The organism is Domibacillus sp. PGB-M46 (genome assembly GCF_022668875.1).
Taxonomy (GTDB): domain Bacteria; phylum Bacillota; class Bacilli; order Bacillales; family Domibacillaceae; genus Domibacillus.
In genome coordinates, this window is sequence record NZ_JAKGCR010000002.1 from 172,105 (window position 1) to 192,776 (window position 20,672).

The window sequence follows — 20,672 nt, forward strand, 5'->3', positions numbered from 1 at the left end:
TCATCCTTTTAAAAAGGATGACGTTTTTTGCATTAGTCTTGAAAAGCCTGTTCAAAATCCCGGATTAAATCATCTGGAGATTCCAGACCAACGGACAGACGCAGCAATCCGTCTCGAATGCCACGCTTGTCCCGTTCCGCATCGGGCATAGCCGCGTGGGACATTTTTGGCGGGTATGACAAAATAGATTCAACCGCACCAAGACTGACCGCAAATACTGGAATTTTTGCGCGGGCAGTAAAACGGCGTACCGCATCTGTATCTTCTAATTCAAATGACAGCACAGCGCCGCCGCCTGCTGCCTGGCGGAAGTGAACGGAATGGCCTGGGTGCTCAGCAAGTCCCGGATAATACACATGCTTTACTTTTGGGTGGGAAGCCAGGTAATGAGCAATTTCAGCTGCCCCTTTTTGTGACTGCTCCATCCGGACTGATAATGTCTTTAAGCCTCTCAGCACAAGCCAGCAGTCCTGAACACCAAGCACCGCTCCAAACGAGTTTTGCAGCGCATAAAACTGAGCAGCTAATTCTTCATCTTTTGCTACAGCGAGACCGGCCAGCACATCGCTGTGCCCGGATAAAAATTTGGTTGCACTATGAAGAACAAGATCTACACCAAGCTCAATGGGCCGCTGCAAATAAGGAGTCAAAAAAGTGTTATCTAAGAATGTCAGGCATCCGTTCGCTTTAGCGAGTTTCACAACGCCCTCAATATCGGTTACTTTGAGCAGCGGATTAGACGGCGTTTCCATATAAAGCACTTTTGTATTCGGCTGAATAGCTTTAGCAACAGCATCCAGATTTGTCATATCGACAAATGTATGTTCAATGCCAAAGCGTGTGAGCACGGATGTAACCATCCGGAACGTGCCGCCATATACGTCATCTGTCACCACTACATGGTCGCCTTTTGACAAAAGCATAAACGCTGTAGAGATAGCCGCCATACCTGAAGCGAACGCAAAACCACGAACGCCGCCTTCCAATTCAGCAATTGCTGCTTCTAGCGTTTCACGAGTCGGATTGCCGGACCGGCTGTAATCATACTGGCCAAACGAATCAAAGTCAGACTGATGAAACGTAGATGCATGCTGAATTGGCACACTGACCGCGCCGGTATTTGGATCAAATTTATGATTGTTATGAAGTAATTTGGTTTGAAATGTATAGTCGCTCAACTCGTTGTTCATCCCTTCATTTTTTGAAATGCCTGCTCGAGATCTGCAATTAAATCCTCCGCATGTTCGATCCCGATTGAAAAACGTAAAAGCCGGTTACAGACGCCGTTTGCAACACGGATTTCTTCCGGTATATCCATGTGGGTTTGCGTGGCTGGATATGTCATAAGACTCTCTACTCCGCCCAGGCTCTCCGCAAAGGAAATAATCTGCAAGTTTTGCAGGAATGCATTCACCCACTCTTCTGACCGTAAGCGGAATGACAGCATACCGCCCTGTCCCGGATATAGAACGTCTGTAATATCATCATGCTCTTTTAAAAATGACGCAATTTTTTGACCGTTTTCTGTATGCTGCTTCATACGCAGGCTGAGTGTTTTCATACCGCGGACAAGCAGCCAGGAATCAAATGGCGCGAGCACGGCACCGATTGCATTTTGAAAGTCAAAAACGCGAGCCGCCAGTTCTTCACCTTTTACAGCAATTAAGCCGGCCAGCAGGTCATTGTGCCCGCCAAGATATTTCGTGGCGCTGTGAAGAACAATATCGGCACCCTGCTCAATAGGGCGCTGCAGCACTGGAGTATAAAATGTATTATCCACAATGAGCAGCAGACCGTGTTCTTTTGCAAAATCAGAAACGGCTTTGATGCTGATTTCGTTCATAAGCGGGTTGGTCGGCGTTTCCAAAAAGACCGCTTTTGTTTTCTCAGTTACCAATTTTTTTGTTTCACTCAATGATTCAAAGCTGTCATATGTAAAGTCGAGGCCAAACTTTTTCCAGGCTTTTTCAAATAAGCGGTACGTGCCGCCGTACAAGTCAGCTGATACTAAGAAATGGTCACCCGGCTCAAACAAAGACATTAAAGTATGGATAGCGGCCATGCCGGAAGAAAAAGCAAATCCTGCATCTGCTCCTTCAAGGTCAGCGATCGCTTTTTCGACGACCTCGCGGGTTGGGTTTCCTGTCCGCACGTAGTCATAGCCTGTTGACATGCCAATTCCCTCGTGGCGGTAAGCTGTTGAAAAATAAACAGGCGGATTAACTGTTCCAGTTGGATTGTTTGTACGGTTGCCGAGTTGGGCAAGCTTTGTTTCAATATTTGTCATTTCTATCGCTCCTTTTAATATAAAAAAAACAAGCCTCCATGGAAGAAGGCTTGTTTTTACACTTCTTCTCATCTCCCGGACGGTGTCAGTCCGCTGGATTTAGCACCTTTGCCGATACGGCCGGTTGCTGAAGCATCGTCGGGCCAGTCCCTCCGCTTCTCTTGATAAGGTTTGTTTAATTGATCTTATTTTCTAAATGTACAGTAAAAAAGAAAAGAACACAACCCTTTTATTTATCGGGACATTTTTTGCCCGATTCTATTTACAACCCTTCTGAAAAGCGATACAATACAAAAATAAATTTTCAGAAAATTTAAATCAGTTTCTGGTTTGCGTTGCTATGAAAATTAGAAAACTGAGCAGAAAAGGGGAATCACATTGAAAGATTTACGTCAGGATGCACTTGATCTTCATCGTCACTATCAAGGAAAGCTGGAAACAGCAGCGAAAATGGGGGTTACAGACTTAAACGATTTAAGCCTTGTTTATTCGCCAGGCGTGGCTGAACCCTGCCTTGAGATTCACGAAAACCCAGAAAATTTGTATGAGTACACGATGAAAGCCAACACAGTGGCAGTTGTATCAGACGGTTCCGCTGTCCTCGGATTGGGAGATATCGGCGCACATGCTTCCCTTCCCGTAATGGAGGGAAAAGCTATTTTATTTAAAAATTTTGGCGGTGTGGATGCTTTTCCGCTTTGCATTAGTAGCAGCGATCCAGAAGACATTATCCGAACTGTAAAACTTACTGCTTCATCCTTTGGAGGCATTAATTTAGAAGATATTAAAGCACCCAACTGCTTTTTGATTGAGGAGCGTCTCAGAAAGGAAATGGATATTCCTGTTTTTCATGACGACCAGCACGGTACAGCGATCGTTACAGCGGCCGGTTTAATTAATGCGTTAAAGATTGTGGACAAGTCCTTTTCTGATATCAAAATTGTCATTAATGGTGCTGGTTCAGCTGGTATAGCCATCGCCAAACTGCTTCAGGCCTTTAACGTGAAAAATATGATTATGTGTGATACGAAAGGAGCGATTTACGAGGGACGGACCGCCGGGATGAATCCGATCAAAGAAGAAATTGCTTCGTTCACCAACCCGGATAAAGTGAGCGGACCGCTTGAGGAAGCTGTAAAGAACAGCGATGTGTTTATCGGTGTCTCTGCTGCTGGAGCGCTGACACCGGCTATGATCCAGACGATGAAGCAGGATGCGATTGTTTTTGCAATGGCCAACCCAACGCCGGAAATTCTGCCGGCAGATGCCAAAGCAGCCGGTGTACGCGTGATCGGCACAGGCCGCTCCGACTTTCCAAATCAAGTTAACAATGTTTTAGCTTTTCCGGGCATTTTCCGAGGGGCGCTTGATACACGGGCTTCAGATATCAATGAGGAAATGAAAATGGCTGCTGCTTTTGCCATTGCCTCTCTTGTAGGCGATCAGGAACGCTCTGAGGAATATATTATTCCATCTGCATTTGATCCCCGGGTAGCACCGGAAGTGGCTGCTGCTGTCGCTCAGGCAGCGATGGATACCGGCGTTGCTCGAAAATATGTTTCCGTTGAAGCAATCCGCCATAAAACGTACCAGCTTTCTTCCCTTCAAGTAAAGCCGGCAGCAATCTCTCTTTCTTAAATCGTTATGCAAAAAACCCCATCTGTTTAGGGGTTTTTTTGCATATAAGGCTGTTTATGGCATATAAATTAAGGTAATGTAAATAAATATCATTTAATTATTAATTTATTGTAAAGTTTATGTTAAGATATAAATAGAAGTATTGACAAATGGAATGGAGGAAGGAGTGGAATGAGCTATGACAGTAGCTGAATTTTACGGAGGAGTTGAGTATTCTGTTACGCAATTTGCGATACAGCTTACAAACGAAATAAAGGAGAAAATCGTTAAACGCGATTTATTTTATAAAGAGCAAATTACCCACTATATCGAATGCCACGCATTACGCTTTATTCAATCATTAACCCTCTCACCGGCCGTTTCAGCTGTGATGAAAAAGGAAATCATCCATCATGTGCTTTTCAAGCTGAAACCGGTTATGAACCGTCATGTTGTTTTCCAAGTAATCAAATAAAAAAAGCACCCGCGACGGGTGCTTTTTTCGTTACCATTGATGTTTACGCCGATTGATTTCACGCCGATTGTAAATTTGTTTTTTTTGTTCCGATTTTCTCAGTCCGTCTTCAATTTTTGCAGAGGCAATGCCAAGGAGAATGCCTAGCAGGGCACCTGCCCCTACTTCGACCGGCTGGTGGCCGAGCAATTCCTTTAATTCTTTTTCGCGCTGCACGTATTGAAAACTCGGAAATTCACCGGAAAATTTAGCGAGATTGTCTTCAAGATCATTGACCAGCTGTGCAATTTCCCCCGTATGACGGCGGATGCCTTGAGCATCATACATTACAATGACACCAAAAACAGTCGCTAATGCTGTTTCCGTATGGCGCCATCCTTTGTTTGCAGCCACATAAGAAGCCAGTGCTGACACGCCGGCCGAGTGAGAGCTTGGCATACCGCCTGTTGTAAAAGCCTGTTTTACATCCCAATTGCCACTCACTTTTTTATGAGTGAAGATTTTCAGCCCTTGCGCAATGCCGATCGCTGACAGCGCTGTTAAAATACCACGGTTCATTTTTTCCATTCCTACGCCTCCACTTCGCTTGTGCACATATCTTCTCCTTTTTTCATACCCAAAACCTGGCTCTAATATGCAAACAAGTTTTATTTTGTTACGTAGTGATAATAAGATAAATGGCTTTTTCTTGAATAGAAATGGCAGCAGGCGTTGCGCCAATTACTTCGCCATCAACCATTACCGGCACCGGCCGGCTCGTTTGAACCATGATGCTTTTGCCCTTTTTGTAGGTAACCCCTGCACGCAGTACCGGGTCCCCTTTCATAAGAAGCGGAAACAGCCGAAAAAGCAGCCGTCTTCTCGACACAGTATGCACAAGTGTAATGTCGGCTACTCCATCAATAGGATGGGCATACGGGCAAATGACAAGCCCTCCCCCATACAAAGACGTATTTCCGCTTGCGATCATCCAGGTGCGGTCTGATATGTATTGATCCTGATCAATTGTAACAATGCTTTTAAATGGCTTGTAGTGAATAATGGACGAAAGGGCGCTCAGCTTATAAGACAGGCCGCCTGCCCCAAGTTTATGAAGCGTTTTTTTATAAAAAGCCCGGGCTGCCTGTCCGGCAATATGAGCATCCAGGCCAATACCGGAAACCGTCAGCCCAAAGCTGTTGTTGACTTTCAATACATCGATCTGCTGGGGAGTTTTTGACAGCAGGCCTTCTACAAAGGCATGCGGATTTTTCGTCAGGCCAAACATACGGGCGAGATCATTTCCCGACCCGGCCGGGAGAAAAGCGACCGCTGTATCCGTGTAAACAAGGTCTTGTATAACCGCGTGAAAGGTTCCGTCGCCGCCGATCACCGTCACAGCTTTTATCTTTTTTTCTTTCATCCGCTTCCAAATAAACTCACGGGCTGCTACGTCCGAACCTCCCACAAGCGCTTTATAAGGAATCTGTTTCTTTTTTAAAATACTCTCAACTTTTTTCCACAAAAAAACCGCCTGTCCGTTTCCGGAAGACGGGTTGATAATACATAGGTACATTGCTTCACCCGGCCTCGTTCTAAATACGTTTTTCTTATCATAGCACGAAAAAAGGCCTGCTAGTTTGCTTTTTTATAAGAAATTGTTTTTTAAAAGTGCTGCAGCGGAAGCAGGATTTTCAGCCAGGCTGATGGCCGTAATCACAGATACTCCATCGGCTCCGGCTCCGATGACCTCTTCCGCATTTTCAAGCGTAATGCCGCCAATACCGACTACTGGAAACTGGGGATAACGCTCTTTCATACGGCGGATTAAGCCCGTGCCTGCCACCGGGCGGGTATCCGTTTTCGTTGCGGTGGCAAATACTGGACCAGTCCCGACATAATCAGCTCCATCTTTTATCGCTTGTTCAAATTCTTCCATCGTATGAACGGATACTCCGACAATACCGCCTTTTAGCTTCTCACGTACGATGGATGCCGCTTCATCTTCCTGGCCAATATGAACGCCGTCGGCTCCAATGTCGATAGCAAGCTCAATATCATCATTGACAATAAACGGGATGCCTGCTTCCCGGCAGATCGCCTGAAGGCGCTGGGCGGTTTGTTTCTTGGCAGCTCCCGTGAGCGCATTCTTTCCTTTTTCCCGGAACTGAAACATCGTAACACCGCCGGCAATGGCTTCCTGCAGGATGGTTTCAATCGGCCGCGGACAGTTCGGCGTACCGGCAATAAAATATACAGCCAGCTGTTCGTTTCTCATAGCTGTCCTCCCCGCTGGCGATGTGCCCAATGATTAGTCGGCCCATGGCCTTCTCCGATATGAAGACCGTCTTCAATCGCCGCCTGAATAAAAGATTTAGCCGTTTGAGCCGCCGAGTGGACAGATGAACCCTTTGCGATTTCCGCCGTCATAGCCGCTGAAAAAGTACAGCCGGTCCCATGAGTGTCTTTTGTATCAATCCGCCGGCCGGTAAACGTGTGGAACGCCTCCCCGTCATATAAAAGGTCCGATGTTTGATCTCCTTCCTCATGACCGCCTTTAATCAAGACGTTTTTCACCCCGTAAGAAGCAATCCGCTCCGCCGCTTCTTTTTTATCGGCTTCTGAACGAATGGTCATTCCTGTCAGCACCTCTGCCTCAGGAATATTAGGGGTCACAACAAGCGCAAGCGGAAGCAAAACTTTTTTCAATGCTTCAGATGCTTCCTTCTGCAGCAATGAAGCACCGCCTTTGGCAATCATTACAGGATCAATGACAAGATTTTGGCACTCGTATTTCCGGAGTGTCCAGGCAGCGGCTTCAATAATGCCAGCTGAAAACAGCATCCCTGTTTTCACGGCATTTACTCCAATGTCTGACAATACCGCTTCAATTTGTTTTTCTACGGCTTCAGCTTCGATCGGGTAAACACCGTGTACACCGAGTGTGTTTTGCGCTGTAACGGCCGTTAAAGCGGACGTGCCGTACACACCCAATTCTTGAAATGTTTTTAAATCCGCTTGAATGCCAGCGCCGCCTCCGCTGTCAGATCCGGCAATTGTTAATGCTTTGGCTACTGTCATATTAAAGCACCTCTACTTTTCCATTTTCGATCATGTCCTGGCTACTTGTTTGATAAAGTTGATTGATAAACCCGGCAGCGAATGTACCCGGTCCGTCCGCACCCGCCGCAGCGGCAGCACGTTCCGCAGCCACACCATAAAAGGACAGCGCTGCTGCGGCTGCTTTTGCGTAGTTTTTTTCAACCGCGCAGAAAGAAGCAATTACAGCCCCAAGAAGACAGCCTGTCCCTGTAACGCGCGTTAAAATAGGATGGCCGTTTTGAATGGCATATGCTTCTTCCCCAAACACATTGTCTTCCTTGCCGGTAATTACACAAGTAAGGTTGAGCAGCCCGGCTGCTTCCCTTGCCAGTCTGCGCACATCTTCATTTCCGCCGCCGTCTACTCCTTTTACTTCAACGGACCGTCCGCACAGCACGGCAACTTCTCCTGCATTCCCGCGCAGTACATCCACTTTCACCTCTGATAAAATGCGCTTGGCGCTTTCTGTGCGGAATGGAGTAGCTCCTGCTCCAACAGGATCAAACAAAACAGGAATCCCTTTTTCATTCGCTGCTTTCCCTGCCAAAATCATGGCTTCTACCTTAGAAGCTGAAAGTGTACCGATATTAAGAACAACAGCAGATGCAATACGAGCCATATCTGCTGCTTCTTCCACGGCATCAGCCATAACCGGAGAAGCACCCATCGCAAGCAGGCCGTTTGCTGTAAAGTTTGTTACAACAGTGTTGGTTAAATTGTGAATAAGCGGCTTTTCCGCTCTTACTTTTTGGAGCAGCTGAGCTGCATCGTGATTATTCATTAGAATTGATCCTTTCGTTGAAATATTCTTGTTTTTTTCAAGCGGACGGCTAGGAGAAGGCCAAGCACGGCCCCTGTCACGCTGCTGATAAGAAACGCCGGCATAAAGGCAAATGCGGCTGCTTTCATACCGAGAAATAAGTTGGCGATCGGTACAGATACAAGCGAAGCGACCACACCGGTTCCTGCCATTTCTCCCACTGCGGCAAGAGAAGGCTTCTTCCATTTTTGATAAGCATACCCAGCCAAAGCGGCACCAATCATACTGCCTGGAAAAGCGAGAATCGTTCCAAGCCCTAATAGGTTGCGAACAGCTGCAATTAAAAAAGCGATGATGACTGCCGGGCCGGGACCGAGCAAAATGGCCGCCAGCACATTGATGGCATGCTGGACGGGAAAGGCTTTCGCCGCTCCTGCCGGAAACCAGATAAAAGTGGCGCCTAGTACGCCAATTGCGGCCAGGAGAGACATTACTGCCATTTTTTTAGGGGTAAACAACTGATTTTTCCTCCTTCATACAAAAAACGGCTCAGCAATACGCTGAACCGTTTTTTCGTCAGTGATTGCTACTTCCCTACGCCGGCATGATCCGGATCAGGTTATTGGGGTTAAGGACATTCCTCTCTCAGCCTGAAGGCACCCCCAGTAGGCTTTTATGTATGATGTGTTTTATTTTTACACAGTTGTATGACCTCGTCAACTGCACATCCGAAATACTCATTTTTCCCATAAAAAAACCGGCAAAAGCCGGCTTTAGTGTATCATTACGCGTCGAATACTTCTACTTTCTCCATTACATCGCCATTTTTCATAGACTTTACAGCTTCGATGCCTGACGTTACCTGGCCAAAAACAGTATGAACGCCATTCAAATGAGGCTGTGGCTCATGAACGATAAAGAACTGGCTGCCGCCTGTGTCTCTTCCTGCATGTGCCATAGACAGAGACCCTTCCTGATGTGTATGCGGGTTTCCTTCTGTTTCGCATTTAATTGTGTAACCCGGACCGCCCATTCCTGTTCCAGTCGGATCACCGCCCTGGCTTACAAATCCCGGAATAACACGGTGGAATACAACACCGTTATAAAATCCTTCATTCGCTAGTTTCTCGAAGTTTTCTACTGTGCCTGGTGCTGCCTCCGGAAACAGGTCGAATTCGATTTTCGCTCCGTCTTTCATTTGAATATAGCCTTTTTTCGCCAAAGTAATCGCTCCTTTAAATTTAATCTTTCTTATCATACCACGCACCATTCGATTTTAAAACAAGAGTGTTTTGGAGCAGAAATGTTTTCCGCTTTCATCGATTCTCGTTTTCTCTTATAATAGAGAGGAGACTAAAAAGGGAGTGTGATGTCGATGTTAACACGTCCCGGACTGTGGTGGAAAGCGGCGATTGCTTTTTCGCTGCTCATAGCAGCCGTTGTATTTCTATATGTACGGGATACGAATCAAGCGACTGTCGTTCCGTTTTCATCGGTTGAATCTATTATTCAAAAAGAAAACGGAAAAGTAGTTGAGCTAGAGGAGCATCCTGACGGCAAGCTGCATATTTCCACACAAAACGGCGAGTTTACTTCTTATATTTCTCCGGGAAGCGATGCGGTTGACCAATTGAACAAAACATACAATATTCGCTATGAATATGTAAAAGCCAATCCATATGAAAGCTGGATTATTGTACTTGTTCTGTTAACAGCATCAGCCATTGGGTTTTACATTTACCGAAAAAAAGGCGGCGGCATGGGTGTGGCTCACTCGATGAAAAACAGCCTTTCACAGGCCCGCCCCCTTCCAGATATTACGCTTGATGATGTCGGCGGTCTTGCAGATGAGATGAAGGAGGATATTCTGCAGACGCTGTCGATTTTAAAAGAAAGAGATTTATCTACCCGCCTGGGACTTGAACCGCCGCGCGGTATTCTTCTATACGGTCCGCCGGGAACAGGAAAAACACTGCTCGCTCAGGCTATCGCCCGTGAAATTGGCGCTTCTTTCTTTTCATCAAGCGGTTCCGCTTTTACAGAGCTGTTCGTCGGTGTTGGTGCATCGCGTGTACGCAGCTTGTTTACAGAAGCTCGCAAACAAAAACCGGCTGTTATTTTTATTGATGAAGTTGACGCATTAGCCGGGCGCCGGAAAGCACACGGCGGCGAGGAAGGCGAAAAAACATTGACCGAGCTGCTTGTTCAACTTGACGGCGGCCTTGACAATGATGGTATTCTATTTATCGCCGCGACAAACCGGCGTGACATGCTTGATGAAGCTTTTCTCCGCCCCGGCCGTATTGATTTCTCGTTCCATGTGACTTTGCCGGATGCAAAAGGACGGAAAGAAATTATTGATATTCACGCCAAAGGAAGAAAATTAACCGACAATGCCGCCGCCATGCTTCAGGATTTGGCAGAGTCTACCGTCGGCTTTTCCGGAGCCGAGTTGTCGGCGCTGTTTGAAACGGCAAGCCGCAATGCCATTCGAAGCGGGCGTGATACGATTGGAAAAGAAGATTTTGACTATGCGCTCGACCGAACCATTCTAGGCACAACAACACGGCCGCTCGCAGACCCTGCTACAAAGCGGCGTGTCGCGATTCATGAAGCCGGCCATGCCCTAGTAGCTGCTCTCACGAAGCCCGGCTCTGTCCGCAAGGCTACGATCATTCCGCGTGGACAAGCGCTTGGTTATGTTGCTCCTGTGCCGAAAGAGCTTCATTTATCAACGGCCAGCGAATTGATTGACCAGGTGGCTATGATTCTTTCAGGCGGGGTAGCAGAGCGCCTTTACCTTGGCGAGCATTCAATTGGCGTAAGCGGTGATGTTCAGCAGGCAAAACAGATCTTAGAACGCATGGTAGACACCGGTATTTTCCAGGATCGTTTTTCCCTGACATTCCGTCAAGCAGACAAGGAAACAAAAATGAATGAGCTGTTTGAAGTCGCACTCGAACGGTCCCAAACATTAATTGAGGAAAACCGAGAGGCGTTCGAACGGCTCGTAGAGGATTTAATGACCAAAGAAACGCTTGAAGGTACAGAAATCGAAATGCTTATTTACCAGCACTAAAAAAGCCTCCTTTTAAAAGGAGGCTTTTTGTTATAGTACCTTGCTTAAAAAGGCTTTCGTCCGTTCGTGCTGAGGAGCATCAAACAGCGCTTTCGGTTCGTTTTGTTCCACTACATAGCCATTATCCATAAAAATAACCCGGTCGCCCACTTCGCGGGCAAAGCCCATTTCATGCGTTACGACAATCATGGTCATCCCGTCCTTAGCCAGCTGCTTCATGACTTCCAGTACTTCCCCGACCATTTCGGGGTCAAGAGCTGATGTTGGTTCATCAAACAGCATGACCTTCGGCTCCATCGCAAGTGCACGCGCAATCGCCACACGCTGCTTTTGTCCCCCGGAAAGTGAATCCGGATAAGCAGAGGCTTTTTCGGCAAGACCTACTTTGGCCAGCAGGACCCGCGCTTTTTCCTCTGCTTCTGCTTTTTTTACACCCCGCACATTGATAGGGGCGAGTGTAATGTTTTCAAGAATCGTTTTGTGAGGGAATAAGTTAAAGTGCTGAAACACCATTCCTACGTCTGTTCGAACCTCGTTAATATTTGTTTTCTTATCGGTTAAATCTTTTCCATCAATGATTACGTGCCCGCTATCAATTGTTTCCAGCATGTTTAAGCAGCGGATAAACGTTGATTTTCCTGATCCGGATGGACCAATAACCACTACCACTTCCTGCGGTGATACATCAAGGGAAATGTCTTTCAGCACTTCATTGTCGCCAAAAGATTTTTTTAAGTTTTTAACGCTTATCATCAGTGCTTAATCTCCTTTCAACATAATTCATCAAGTAGGTAAGTGACAGTGTCAGTACAAGATAAATAAGTGCAACGGTCAGGTACGGCTCCCATACACGAATATACTGGCCTGCCGCAGCACGGCCCCAATACATCAGTTCAGGTGCAGCCAGCACTGAACCAAGTGAAGATTCTTTTAGCAGCACGATAAATTCATTGCCGAGCGGCGGAATTACACGCTTGAACGCCTGCGGCAAAATAACGAGTTTCATCGCCTGTACGCGCGTCATCCCAAGAGAGCGCGCAGCTTCCATCTGCCCTTTATCAATAGATTGAATACCTGCCCGGAAAATTTCGGCAATATATGCTGCCGCATTCAGAGACAATCCAATCACAAGAGATATAACGGGGTTAGAAGGCGACATAAACAACGGTACTATTCCAAAATGAATAATTAATAGCTGAACAAGGAGCGGTGTTCCCCGGAAAATATTAATATAAATATTAAAGGGAAGACGAACCCATCTATTAGTTGACATTTTTCCGAGCGCGATAAAAAGCCCGAGTACAAGTCCGGCCAGCACACCGGCAAGGGAAACACCAAGCGTGACTTTTAAGCCCTGCAGAAAAAACGGCATATAATCTGTAATAATATCAAAACGAAAATCCATTTTTTTCTCTCCTTTCATAGAAAATGGCTGCCCGTTAAGAAATGGACAGCCGTTTTTTTATTGCGCTGCTTTTTTTAAAGTTTCCATATCCGGCGCTTCATCAAACCATTTTTCGTAGATTTCAGCGTATTTACCGTTTTCGTAAAGCGTATTTAATGCTTTGTCAAAATCGTCCTTATACTCGCTTCCTTTCGGGAAAGCAATACCGTAGTATTCAGCTGCAAACTGATCATCTGTGACCGTTTTAACGCCGGCATTCGGATTTGATTTTTCATATTCAAGTGCTACTGCAATATCTGTTACTACAGCTTCAACGTCTCCACTTTGAAGAGCCTGGAACATCAGAGCGGCTGTTTCATATTTTGAAATAGCATTATTGTTTACACCCACGATGCTTTCAGCTGCAAATTGTCCAGTGGTTCCATTTTGAACACCAATTTTCTTGCCTTTTAAATCTTCCGCGGCTTTAATGTCTGTTCCTTCTTTGTAGACGATCATCGTTACGGATTCAAAATATGGAACAGAGAAATCATATGTTTCTTTACGTTCATCGGTAATAGTAATGCCCGACATGCCGATATCAAGCTGTCCGCTTTGAAGACCGGCAAGCATGGAATCCCATCCTGTATTTTGAATGTTGACGTCATAGCCAGCTTCTTCTGCTGCGGCATTTAAAAGATCTACGTCAAATCCGGACACTTCACCTTTATCCATAAATTCAAACGGAGCGAATGTAGCTTCCGTTCCAACATTAAGTACCTTTTTCTCTTCAGAAGGACTGCCGCCCTTTTCTTCTTCTCCGCCGCCGCACGCTGCTAACAGCAAAGCAGTGCTGGCCATGATAGCGGCTGCTGCTTTTTTAAATGAATAGGTCATCTAAAAATCCCCTTTGATTTTTTTATATAGTACGATAATACTCTTTTCACTTTAAAAACTCAATCATTTTTTATGCATTTGTTTATTTTTATACATGAATATTCATCGAAAATGCGCGTTTTTTGCATTTTATTACAGAATACTGAATAGATCTTGCATAAAGAATGAATTTTCTGAATAGTATTAAATAAAGCGGAATGCTCTTTTATTCTGTACAAAAATAAGCAATTCATGCTTCCTTAACTTCTTATTGACAATGATTATCATTACCTTTAAGATGAAAGAAGAACGATGATGGAAAGAGGGAGACTGCATGAATGGAATGCTTCACGGACTCAAAGACATCCATATGGTTATCGCCAACAGCCGAAAGCTAGGTGGTGCTGCGGAAGCCGAGTCGATTACACTTTCATCCGGTGAAACATATACCAACCCGGTTTTTACAAATGTTGATTTGTCTCAGGGAAAATACATTTCGTTCAGCTTTGTGGCAGATAGCGGCGAAAATGTTACAGCACACGTTGATCAAATCGGCGTCATGCGGGGACTTCGCCATAAATTGATCTGCCAGCTTCAAAATGCAGCCGTTCGAGAACTAATGACAGAAGAAACCCTTCGCTACTTGCGTAAGCTGTGTGAAGTAAATGAAGGATTTGTCACTCATTCCTTTAAGAAGGAAGCATTAAAGCTTGTACGGGACGTCAGTATAGACGAACTGGAAAAGCGGCATGTTCATTTGCCATTTGCGATTGAGTCGAATGTAGTTGCCATCAATACGAAAAAATTTGCTTAATATATAACAGGCCTTGTTAAAAGGCTTTTTTTTATGTGAAAAACAGGGTGCCAAATCGGCTTCCCTGTTTTTTACGCTTCTCTCATTACCGCCTGGCAGGCCAGCCTGCGTAAAGAAGCGCCGAGCTTTTTTTGTTCGGCTTCATTTTTAGGTGAGAGAAAAGCTTCTCCTGAAAGAATGTCCACAGCACATCGGCCGCATGTTCCTTTACGGCATTTGTAATCTATGCTGCACCCCTGTTCAAGTGTCGCATCGAGCAGTGTAACACCCGGCTTGACTGATACAGTGCAGGAGGCTTCTTTTTGCTTCCATTGAACCGCTGCTGCCAGCTTACCGGGAGATGGCTGTTTTTCTTCCGCCAGGCGGGCCGGCGGCTCCAGCGGTGCCCGCCGTGTTTCCCTGCCTGGAATGAGCGAACCGACCGTCCACTCCCTATTCATCATCTCTTGGGTCGGCGAATGTACAAATTGCAGATGGACGCTTGATTCGGAGCACTGCCGTTTCGTATACACGGAATGGGTGGTTCATTCCTTCTTCGCCGAGATAAGCGGTTTCGAAATCTTCCGATACCGCCAAATCAAGATTATTACGTCCTGTATTCACAAGCACACCTGTTTTTCCTCTTAAAACGGGCGATTGAAAAACGCCGCCTGTTACAAGCTCACGCACATGCTCAATTTCGAGCACGTTTGTATCGCGGTGTACCCGGTGCAGCAGTGCGTACAGCTCTGGCGACAGAACAAGCGCATACGGACCGTTATGGTTCATCTCCATCAGCTTTCCGCGTGCTTCCACTACGTCCTGGAATGCGGTTCCAGATTCGTACCAATTGCTGATTAAGTGTGTCTGGCGTCCTTTGACATTCATTAAACCAGGTATGTCAAACTGGGCCGCGCCATGAAAAATCATTTCGTCTTCGAGCAATGCCACATCGCGTGCTGCATTGGCTGCTGCGGAAAAGTCGATCGGAATATCAAGTGCTTTTGCCTGCTCAATGTCACGCCAGTACAAAACAAAATCCTTATATAACATAGGAATGGTATAATTGACGCGCTTGGATGATTCCACTTCCGTGTCAAACGATCCCTGCAAATCCATATGAGCTGCGCTTTTTTCAGAAAAAATGTCTGTGTGAATGCTCTGTACGCCGCGTCCAAGCGGGCCGTATAACTCAATGAACCGCCGGCCTGTTAATTGCCCTCTGGCCGCTTCAATCATAATTTGCTCCAGCTGATCAAAGTCAGCTTCTGATAGTGGTGCGTCTGGATATAAGTGTAATTTACTCATGAACTCTTCCTCCTACTTTGAAATAAGGGACCCTACTGTAAATGTCCGCTTTGGTCCTGCCGGTTTTCCCGGAAGCGCCGCTGATGTATGCACATGGGAATGATGATCGCTGTGTTCATGATGGTTTAAATGATCGCCATGCTCGTCATGATGCGCATGCGGATCTGTGTACCCTGTGTCAAAGCGTTTGTTAATGCCGGCAAGCTTTTCTTTTACAAACTGATAACTTTTATAATTGGATTCGCGCATATGAGACAGCTTGGCCTGGCGCTCTGCATCTTTAAATTGAAAAAGGGCAAGATCAAGATGCTCCACAAAGTTATGCAGGCCGAACTTTTCAAGATTCAGTTCCTGCAGCAGCCGGTTAAACGTATTGTTGGACGGTGTGAAATCGCCTCCCCGCCCGGCCTGAAAGGTTTCAATCAGCGGGATCAACTCGGCAAGCCTGGAAAGCCGCTGTTCCTCTTCTTCAAAAATATGGTGATAATACAGCCGCTCGTGGTCATCTTTTGCATTGTTAATAACCGGGTCGAGCATTGCCATAAAACTTTCAATATCTTTTTTAGTGCCGGTAAAGATATCATAAAATTCACTCAATTCTTCCTTCACGAGACGCACCTCCTAGTGTACCTTCTTCCATTATAATCGCTGCTTTTTACAGGAGCAAAGATTACATGAAAAAAAGCGCCGATTTTGGCGCTTTTTCGGACCGTTACAGCTGCTCCTGCGGCTGCGCTTTAACGGCTTCAATATTTTTCATTTTATTATCCCAGCAGGCCTGGCTTAAATCGACCGGATATTCTTCCGGATTAAGCGCCCGCTTGTATTCGCTCCATAATAGCGACAGATTATCCGCCGTCCGGCTCCGGATCGTATGGATATCGGGCAGTTCATATACACGCGTGCCGTTGATGAAAATCGGTTCATGCAGTTCGCGTGCTTCAAAATTGGTCACAAATTTGCTGACAAAGGTGTGTACAGGATGAAACATTTTCAGCCGCTCGGCATGCTGTGGATCTTCATGTTCCATCGCAATATAATCCCCTTCCGCTTTGCCATTCAGCTTATTGATAATGCGGTACACGCGTTTCAATCCAGGTGTTGTCACTTTTTCTGGATTGGCTGACAGCTTGATCGTATCCGTCATCATTCTGTTGTCATCTTCAATCGACACCAATTTATAAACGGCGCCAAGAGCAGCTTGGTCATACGCGGTAATTACCTTTGTACCGATACCCCATACATCAATTTTGGCACCTTCTGCTTTTAAGTTCATAATCGTGTATTCATCCAGATCATTGGACGCCACAATATGCGCTTTTGGAAACCCTGCTTCATCAAGCATTTTACGTGCTTCCTTGGAAAGATAAGCCATATCGCCGCTGTCGAGGCGGACACCAACGAAGCGAATCTGGTCTCCCAGCTCTTTTGCGGCCCGGATCGCTGCCGGCATACCAGACTTGAGCGTGTCATAGGTATCTACGAGAAACACACAGTCACGATGCCGCTCTGCATATTTGCGAAAAGCTGTGTATTCATCTTTGTACGTTTGCACAAGTGCATGGGCGTGCGTACCGGAAACGGGAATGCCAAACAGCTTGCCTGCCCGGACATTGCTTGTTGCGTCAAAACCGCCGATATAAGCAGCACGCGTCCCCCATACTGCTGCATCCATCTCGTGCGCCCGGCGCGAGCCAAATTCCATTGCCGTTTCGTCGCCAAGCACCTGTTTAATCCGTGATGCTTTCGTGGCGATCAATGTTTGATAGTTCACAATATTAAGCAGGGCGGTTTCGACAATTTGAGCTTCCGCCAGCGGCGCTTCAATACGCAGAATTGGTTCGTTTGCAAAGACAAGCTCACCTTCCTGCATGCTTTTTAACGTGCCTGTAAACCTCATATTTTTTAAATAAGCTAAAAAATCTTCCTTATAGCCGATATCGCGCAAATAGTCGATATCGCTCTCTGAAAAATGAAAATTCTCCAAGTAATCAATAATTTTTTCTAATCCGGCAAAAACACCGTATCCGTTTCCGAATGGAAGCTTGCGAAAATATAATTCAAATACGGCTTTTTTTGTATGGATGCCATCATGCCAGTACGTTTCGGCCATATTAATCTGATAAAGGTCGGTATGCAAGGCAAGGCTGTCGTCTTCATATCGTGACATTGTTTTTACTCCCTTTGCTTTTCCATCGTATTTCATTCCTATTATCCTACACCTTTTTGAGCGTTCCGGCAACTTGTCCCGGACTATTTCTGGTGACAACCACGAAAAAAAGCGCCTGTTATGTGCGCTTTTTCGCTTCAATATATAAAATATGATGATCTTCCATTTCGATAATCGTAAATACCCAGTCCTCTTCCTCGAGCATGTCATGAAGGGATGTATCAATTTTTTCTGTTAAAAACCAGCCGCCGAGCGTATCAACGTCTTCATCATTTAACTCGGTGCCAAGCAGGGCATTTACTTCACTTATTAATACTTTCGCGCTGAATAGATAATGGCTATCATTCACTTTTCGTACTTCGGGAATTTCATCTGTATCATATTCGTCACGAATTTCCCCGACAATTTCTTCTAAAATGTCTTCTACCGTCACAAGACCTGATGTACCGCCATATTCATCAATTAAGATTGCCATATGGGTCTGCTCTTTCTGCATTTTCACAAGCAGGTCATGAATCAGCATGTTTTCAAATACGCGAATCACAGGTTTTACAAATTGACGCAGCGGCTGCACTTTAGGAAGCGGCTTGCCTTTTACGGCGACACTTAAAATTTCTTTGAAGTTCACCATGCCGATTACATTGTCTTTGTCTCCGTCAATAACGGGATACCGCGTATATTTTTCTTCTCTGATAATAGCCAGAACATCATCAAGTGTATCATCAATCGATAAGCTGACCATTTCTGTGCGCGGCACCATAATTTCTTTTGCAAGGCGCTCATCAAATTCAAAAATATTATTTACATATTTCAATTCAGTTTGATTGATTTCGCCGCTTTTGTAACTTTCAGAAAGCAGCATCCGCCATTCTTCCTCTGTATGAACCTCATCATGTTCAGATGCCATTTTCAGCCCGAACAAGCCGGTCACAAACCGTGCTGAGCCGTTGAGCGTCCATATAAACGGATACATAATACGGTAAAACCATATAAGCGGGACGGCAAGCGCCAGCGTGACTTCCTCTGCTTTTTGGATAGCGACTGTTTTAGGCGCCAGCTCGCCCACAACAACGTGAAGAAACGTGACAATAGTAAAAGCAAGGATAAATGACAAAACTGCAGCGAGAGAAGAAGCAAGCTCAAAACGCTCAAACAGCGGATGAAGAAGCTTTTCCACCGTCGGTTCGCCAATCCAGCCAAGCCCGAGTGCCGTAATAGTAATGCCGAGCTGGCAGGCAGATAAATACTCATCTAACCGGGTTGTAACGCGTTTTGCTGCCATAGCACCCGGTTTTCCTTCTGCTACAAGCTGATCGACGCGTGAAGCTCTCATTTTTACAATAGCAAATTCCGCAGCTACGAAAAAAGCAGTAAGGGCGATTAATAAAGCAATGCCCAATAAATTCACAATCTCCAATGACAGGCTCCGATAGCTCGGAGCATCCACCTCCTGTTTTCAAAAAATACCGTCTTTTTTCTTATCATATCACGTTCCGCTTTATGAACACAAAATCCGGCTCAGCTTTCGCCGGGCCGGATCTCTTTACAATTCACTGACTGTGACAAGTTCATAGCCTTCCTTTTGCAGAAAAGACACGATCTCACCAAGCGATTGGGCAGTAGTTTGATGAATATCGTGCATTAACACGATTGAACCGTCCTTCGCTTCTTTTTCGACAATCCTGCAGATGGCTTTTGGATTGTGCGATTTCCAGTCCATGGTGTCAATGGTCCAAAGCAGCGGTTTTGCTCCAATCACTTCATTTACACTGTCATTTGTCGCTCCATAAGGAGGCCGGACCGTCAGTGGTGAAACACCGGCAGCCGCTTCTACTGCTGAAGCTGTCCGCCGAATTTCCTCTTCTATATCCTGCTTATCGAGTTCAGTCAGGTTCCGGTGACTAAAAGAATGATTGCCGATTTCATGGCCTTCTTGCACCACTTGGTCGGCGAGCTCCGGATATTGTTCTACACGGCTGCCGAGCATAAAAAAGGTGGCTCTTGCATGATGTTTTTTAAGCGTAGCCAAAATCGCTTTTGTACTCTGCGGATTTGGCCCGTCATCAAACGTAAGCGCAATTTTTCTAGATGTTTTTCCGGCTGGCTCCGCCTCTGCCGCTAACTGGTCCCGCCATTCCTTTTTTAAAAACGGCACTGCCTTAGAAAGCGGCACACTTCCTTCGTGCTTTTTACGATCACTAAAAAAAACCATTTCGCCATTTTTTACATACAAACCGGCTTCGCTGATCGAAACGGGTGTATGAAGAGCCGTAGAAGCTTTTTGCGGATTGATAAATAAGTCCGGCGTTTTTGCAAGCAGGCCCGCTGCTGTATCCACGATAAACGTTTCATTTAAGATGCGGTTTTTTTCAGCCGTGATATACGTTTTTTCATTGAAAAGAACCGAGTAAATACCGCTGCTGTCTGGAACAAGCTCAAACGTTAATCGCAGGGAGGCAGGCTGTTCGTTTCGCATTTTTCTATCGATTTTCCCGACTTCTTTTAAAAAACCTGACTCTTTTTGTTTTACATACTGTTCGATTTTTTTATTTAAGGAAGCCTGTTGAAAAACAGGGTACTGTACCGCGATATCGTACCTCTTTTCATGGGCTTCTTTCATTTTAATGTTAATATTTTCATAAGACGATTTTACTGTGCTTGTTGCCCACACCGTTTTGTTATGGTGGGTGGCTGTTACAATCAAATTGACCAGTACCATGGCGAGCATCAAAAATAAACTTGACAGCAAAGCAATGATGGTCGTTTTTTTGTTCATACGTATCCCCTAATTAAACATAATATTGGATGCACCTTCCATTTATGATTGTAAACAAAGAGATAG

Annotated in this window: 22 protein-coding genes and 2 riboswitches; of the genes, 4 read left to right on the top strand and 18 right to left on the bottom strand. The window is 45.6% G+C overall.

What is annotated here, in order from left to right:
- Positions 1 to 32 precede the first annotated feature (32 nt).
- A complete protein-coding gene (gene metC, locus L2D08_RS02815; RefSeq protein ID WP_242232212.1) occupies positions 33 to 1,178 on the bottom strand; it encodes a cystathionine beta-lyase in 1,146 nt (381 codons plus the stop codon).
- An 8-nt stretch (positions 1,179 to 1,186) separates the two neighbouring features.
- Complete coding sequence (locus L2D08_RS02820; protein WP_242232213.1) at positions 1,187 to 2,287, bottom strand: methionine biosynthesis PLP-dependent protein; 1,101 nt, start codon at positions 2,285 to 2,287, stop codon at positions 1,187 to 1,189.
- A gap of 65 nt (positions 2,288 to 2,352) precedes the next feature.
- Positions 2,353 to 2,458, bottom strand: a riboswitch (SAM riboswitch).
- A 207-nt stretch (positions 2,459 to 2,665) separates the two neighbouring features.
- Here L2D08_RS02820 and L2D08_RS02825 point away from each other — a divergent pair.
- Positions 2,666 to 3,925: an NAD(P)-dependent malic enzyme gene (locus L2D08_RS02825; protein ID WP_242232214.1), complete on the top strand. Its 1,260-nt coding sequence runs from the start codon at positions 2,666 to 2,668 to the stop codon at positions 3,923 to 3,925.
- A 178-nt stretch (positions 3,926 to 4,103) separates the two neighbouring features.
- Positions 4,104 to 4,379 carry a hypothetical protein gene (locus tag L2D08_RS02830; RefSeq protein ID WP_242232215.1) on the top strand — a complete coding sequence of 92 codons (276 nt, stop codon included), beginning with the start codon at positions 4,104 to 4,106 and terminating at the stop codon, positions 4,377 to 4,379.
- A 30-nt stretch (positions 4,380 to 4,409) separates the two neighbouring features.
- On the opposite strand, the gene L2D08_RS02835 is transcribed toward L2D08_RS02830, so the two are convergent.
- From L2D08_RS02835 to L2D08_RS02865, 7 genes are all read right to left on the bottom strand, one after another.
- Positions 4,410 to 4,946 carry a divergent PAP2 family protein gene (locus L2D08_RS02835; protein WP_242232216.1) on the bottom strand — a complete coding sequence of 179 codons (537 nt, stop codon included), beginning with the start codon at positions 4,944 to 4,946 and terminating at the stop codon, positions 4,410 to 4,412.
- Positions 4,947 to 5,034: 88 nt separating this feature from the next.
- On the bottom strand, positions 5,035 to 5,934 hold the full coding sequence (locus L2D08_RS02840) for a diacylglycerol/lipid kinase family protein (protein ID WP_255821793.1): 900 nt from the start codon (positions 5,932 to 5,934) through the stop codon (positions 5,035 to 5,037).
- Positions 5,935 to 6,006: 72 nt separating this feature from the next.
- Positions 6,007 to 6,636: a thiamine phosphate synthase gene (gene thiE, locus L2D08_RS02845; RefSeq protein WP_242232218.1), complete on the bottom strand. Its 630-nt coding sequence runs from the start codon at positions 6,634 to 6,636 to the stop codon at positions 6,007 to 6,009.
- On the bottom strand, positions 6,633 to 7,439 hold the full coding sequence (thiD, locus tag L2D08_RS02850) for a bifunctional hydroxymethylpyrimidine kinase/phosphomethylpyrimidine kinase (protein ID WP_242232219.1): 807 nt from the start codon (positions 7,437 to 7,439) through the stop codon (positions 6,633 to 6,635). The genes thiE and thiD overlap by 4 nt, the downstream gene beginning before the upstream one ends.
- A 1-nt stretch (position 7,440) precedes the next feature.
- Positions 7,441 to 8,241 (bottom strand): hydroxyethylthiazole kinase, encoded by an 801-nt coding sequence (gene thiM, locus L2D08_RS02855; RefSeq protein ID WP_242232220.1) that lies wholly within the window; start codon positions 8,239 to 8,241, stop codon positions 7,441 to 7,443.
- Positions 8,241 to 8,738 (bottom strand): energy coupling factor transporter S component ThiW, encoded by a 498-nt coding sequence (gene thiW, locus L2D08_RS02860; protein WP_242232221.1) that lies wholly within the window; start codon positions 8,736 to 8,738, stop codon positions 8,241 to 8,243. The genes thiM and thiW overlap by 1 nt, the downstream gene beginning before the upstream one ends.
- Before the next feature lie 56 nt (positions 8,739 to 8,794).
- Positions 8,795 to 8,894, bottom strand: a riboswitch (TPP riboswitch).
- Positions 8,895 to 9,004: 110 nt separating this feature from the next.
- Positions 9,005 to 9,442, bottom strand: coding sequence for a peptidylprolyl isomerase (locus L2D08_RS02865; protein WP_242232222.1), 438 nt, complete (start codon positions 9,440 to 9,442; stop codon positions 9,005 to 9,007).
- 153 nt (positions 9,443 to 9,595) lie between these two features.
- On the opposite strand from L2D08_RS02865, the gene L2D08_RS02870 reads away from it, so the two are divergent.
- Positions 9,596 to 11,299 carry an AAA family ATPase gene (locus tag L2D08_RS02870; protein ID WP_242232223.1) on the top strand — a complete coding sequence of 568 codons (1,704 nt, stop codon included), beginning with the start codon at positions 9,596 to 9,598 and terminating at the stop codon, positions 11,297 to 11,299.
- Between the two features lie 30 nt (positions 11,300 to 11,329).
- On the opposite strand, the gene L2D08_RS02875 is transcribed toward L2D08_RS02870, so the two are convergent.
- Genes L2D08_RS02875 through L2D08_RS02885 form a run of 3 tightly spaced genes read right to left on the bottom strand, consistent with a single transcriptional unit; the run spans position 11,330 to position 13,580 of the window.
- Positions 11,330 to 12,052: an amino acid ABC transporter ATP-binding protein gene (locus L2D08_RS02875; protein WP_242232224.1), complete on the bottom strand. Its 723-nt coding sequence runs from the start codon at positions 12,050 to 12,052 to the stop codon at positions 11,330 to 11,332.
- Positions 12,039 to 12,704 carry an amino acid ABC transporter permease gene (locus L2D08_RS02880; RefSeq protein ID WP_242232225.1) on the bottom strand — a complete coding sequence of 222 codons (666 nt, stop codon included), beginning with the start codon at positions 12,702 to 12,704 and terminating at the stop codon, positions 12,039 to 12,041. Before L2D08_RS02880 ends, L2D08_RS02875 begins: the two co-directional genes overlap by 14 nt.
- A 57-nt stretch (positions 12,705 to 12,761) precedes the next feature.
- Positions 12,762 to 13,580: a basic amino acid ABC transporter substrate-binding protein gene (locus tag L2D08_RS02885; protein WP_242232226.1), complete on the bottom strand. Its 819-nt coding sequence runs from the start codon at positions 13,578 to 13,580 to the stop codon at positions 12,762 to 12,764.
- Between the two features lie 313 nt (positions 13,581 to 13,893).
- On the opposite strand from L2D08_RS02885, the gene L2D08_RS02890 reads away from it, so the two are divergent.
- Complete coding sequence (locus tag L2D08_RS02890; RefSeq protein ID WP_242232227.1) at positions 13,894 to 14,373, top strand: hypothetical protein; 480 nt, start codon at positions 13,894 to 13,896, stop codon at positions 14,371 to 14,373.
- Between the two features lie 71 nt (positions 14,374 to 14,444).
- On the opposite strand, the gene L2D08_RS02895 is transcribed toward L2D08_RS02890, so the two are convergent.
- From L2D08_RS02895 to L2D08_RS02920, 6 genes are all read right to left on the bottom strand, one after another.
- A complete protein-coding gene (locus L2D08_RS02895) occupies positions 14,445 to 14,813 on the bottom strand; it encodes a 2Fe-2S iron-sulfur cluster-binding protein (RefSeq protein WP_242232228.1) in 369 nt (122 codons plus the stop codon).
- Positions 14,806 to 15,660, bottom strand: coding sequence for a family 1 encapsulin nanocompartment shell protein (locus tag L2D08_RS02900; RefSeq protein WP_242232229.1), 855 nt, complete (start codon positions 15,658 to 15,660; stop codon positions 14,806 to 14,808). Before L2D08_RS02900 ends, L2D08_RS02895 begins: the two co-directional genes overlap by 8 nt.
- Positions 15,661 to 15,672: 12 nt before the next feature.
- Positions 15,673 to 16,269 (bottom strand): IMEF encapsulin system ferritin-like cargo protein, encoded by a 597-nt coding sequence (locus L2D08_RS02905; RefSeq protein ID WP_242232230.1) that lies wholly within the window; start codon positions 16,267 to 16,269, stop codon positions 15,673 to 15,675.
- A 103-nt stretch (positions 16,270 to 16,372) separates the two neighbouring features.
- Positions 16,373 to 17,830, bottom strand: coding sequence for a nicotinate phosphoribosyltransferase (locus L2D08_RS02910; RefSeq protein WP_242232231.1), 1,458 nt, complete (start codon positions 17,828 to 17,830; stop codon positions 16,373 to 16,375).
- A gap of 118 nt (positions 17,831 to 17,948) precedes the next feature.
- Positions 17,949 to 19,247: a hemolysin family protein gene (locus tag L2D08_RS02915; RefSeq protein ID WP_242232232.1), complete on the bottom strand. Its 1,299-nt coding sequence runs from the start codon at positions 19,245 to 19,247 to the stop codon at positions 17,949 to 17,951.
- Between the two features lie 126 nt (positions 19,248 to 19,373).
- A complete protein-coding gene (locus L2D08_RS02920; protein WP_242232233.1) occupies positions 19,374 to 20,606 on the bottom strand; it encodes a polysaccharide deacetylase family protein in 1,233 nt (410 codons plus the stop codon).
- Positions 20,607 to 20,672: the final 66 nt, after the last annotated feature.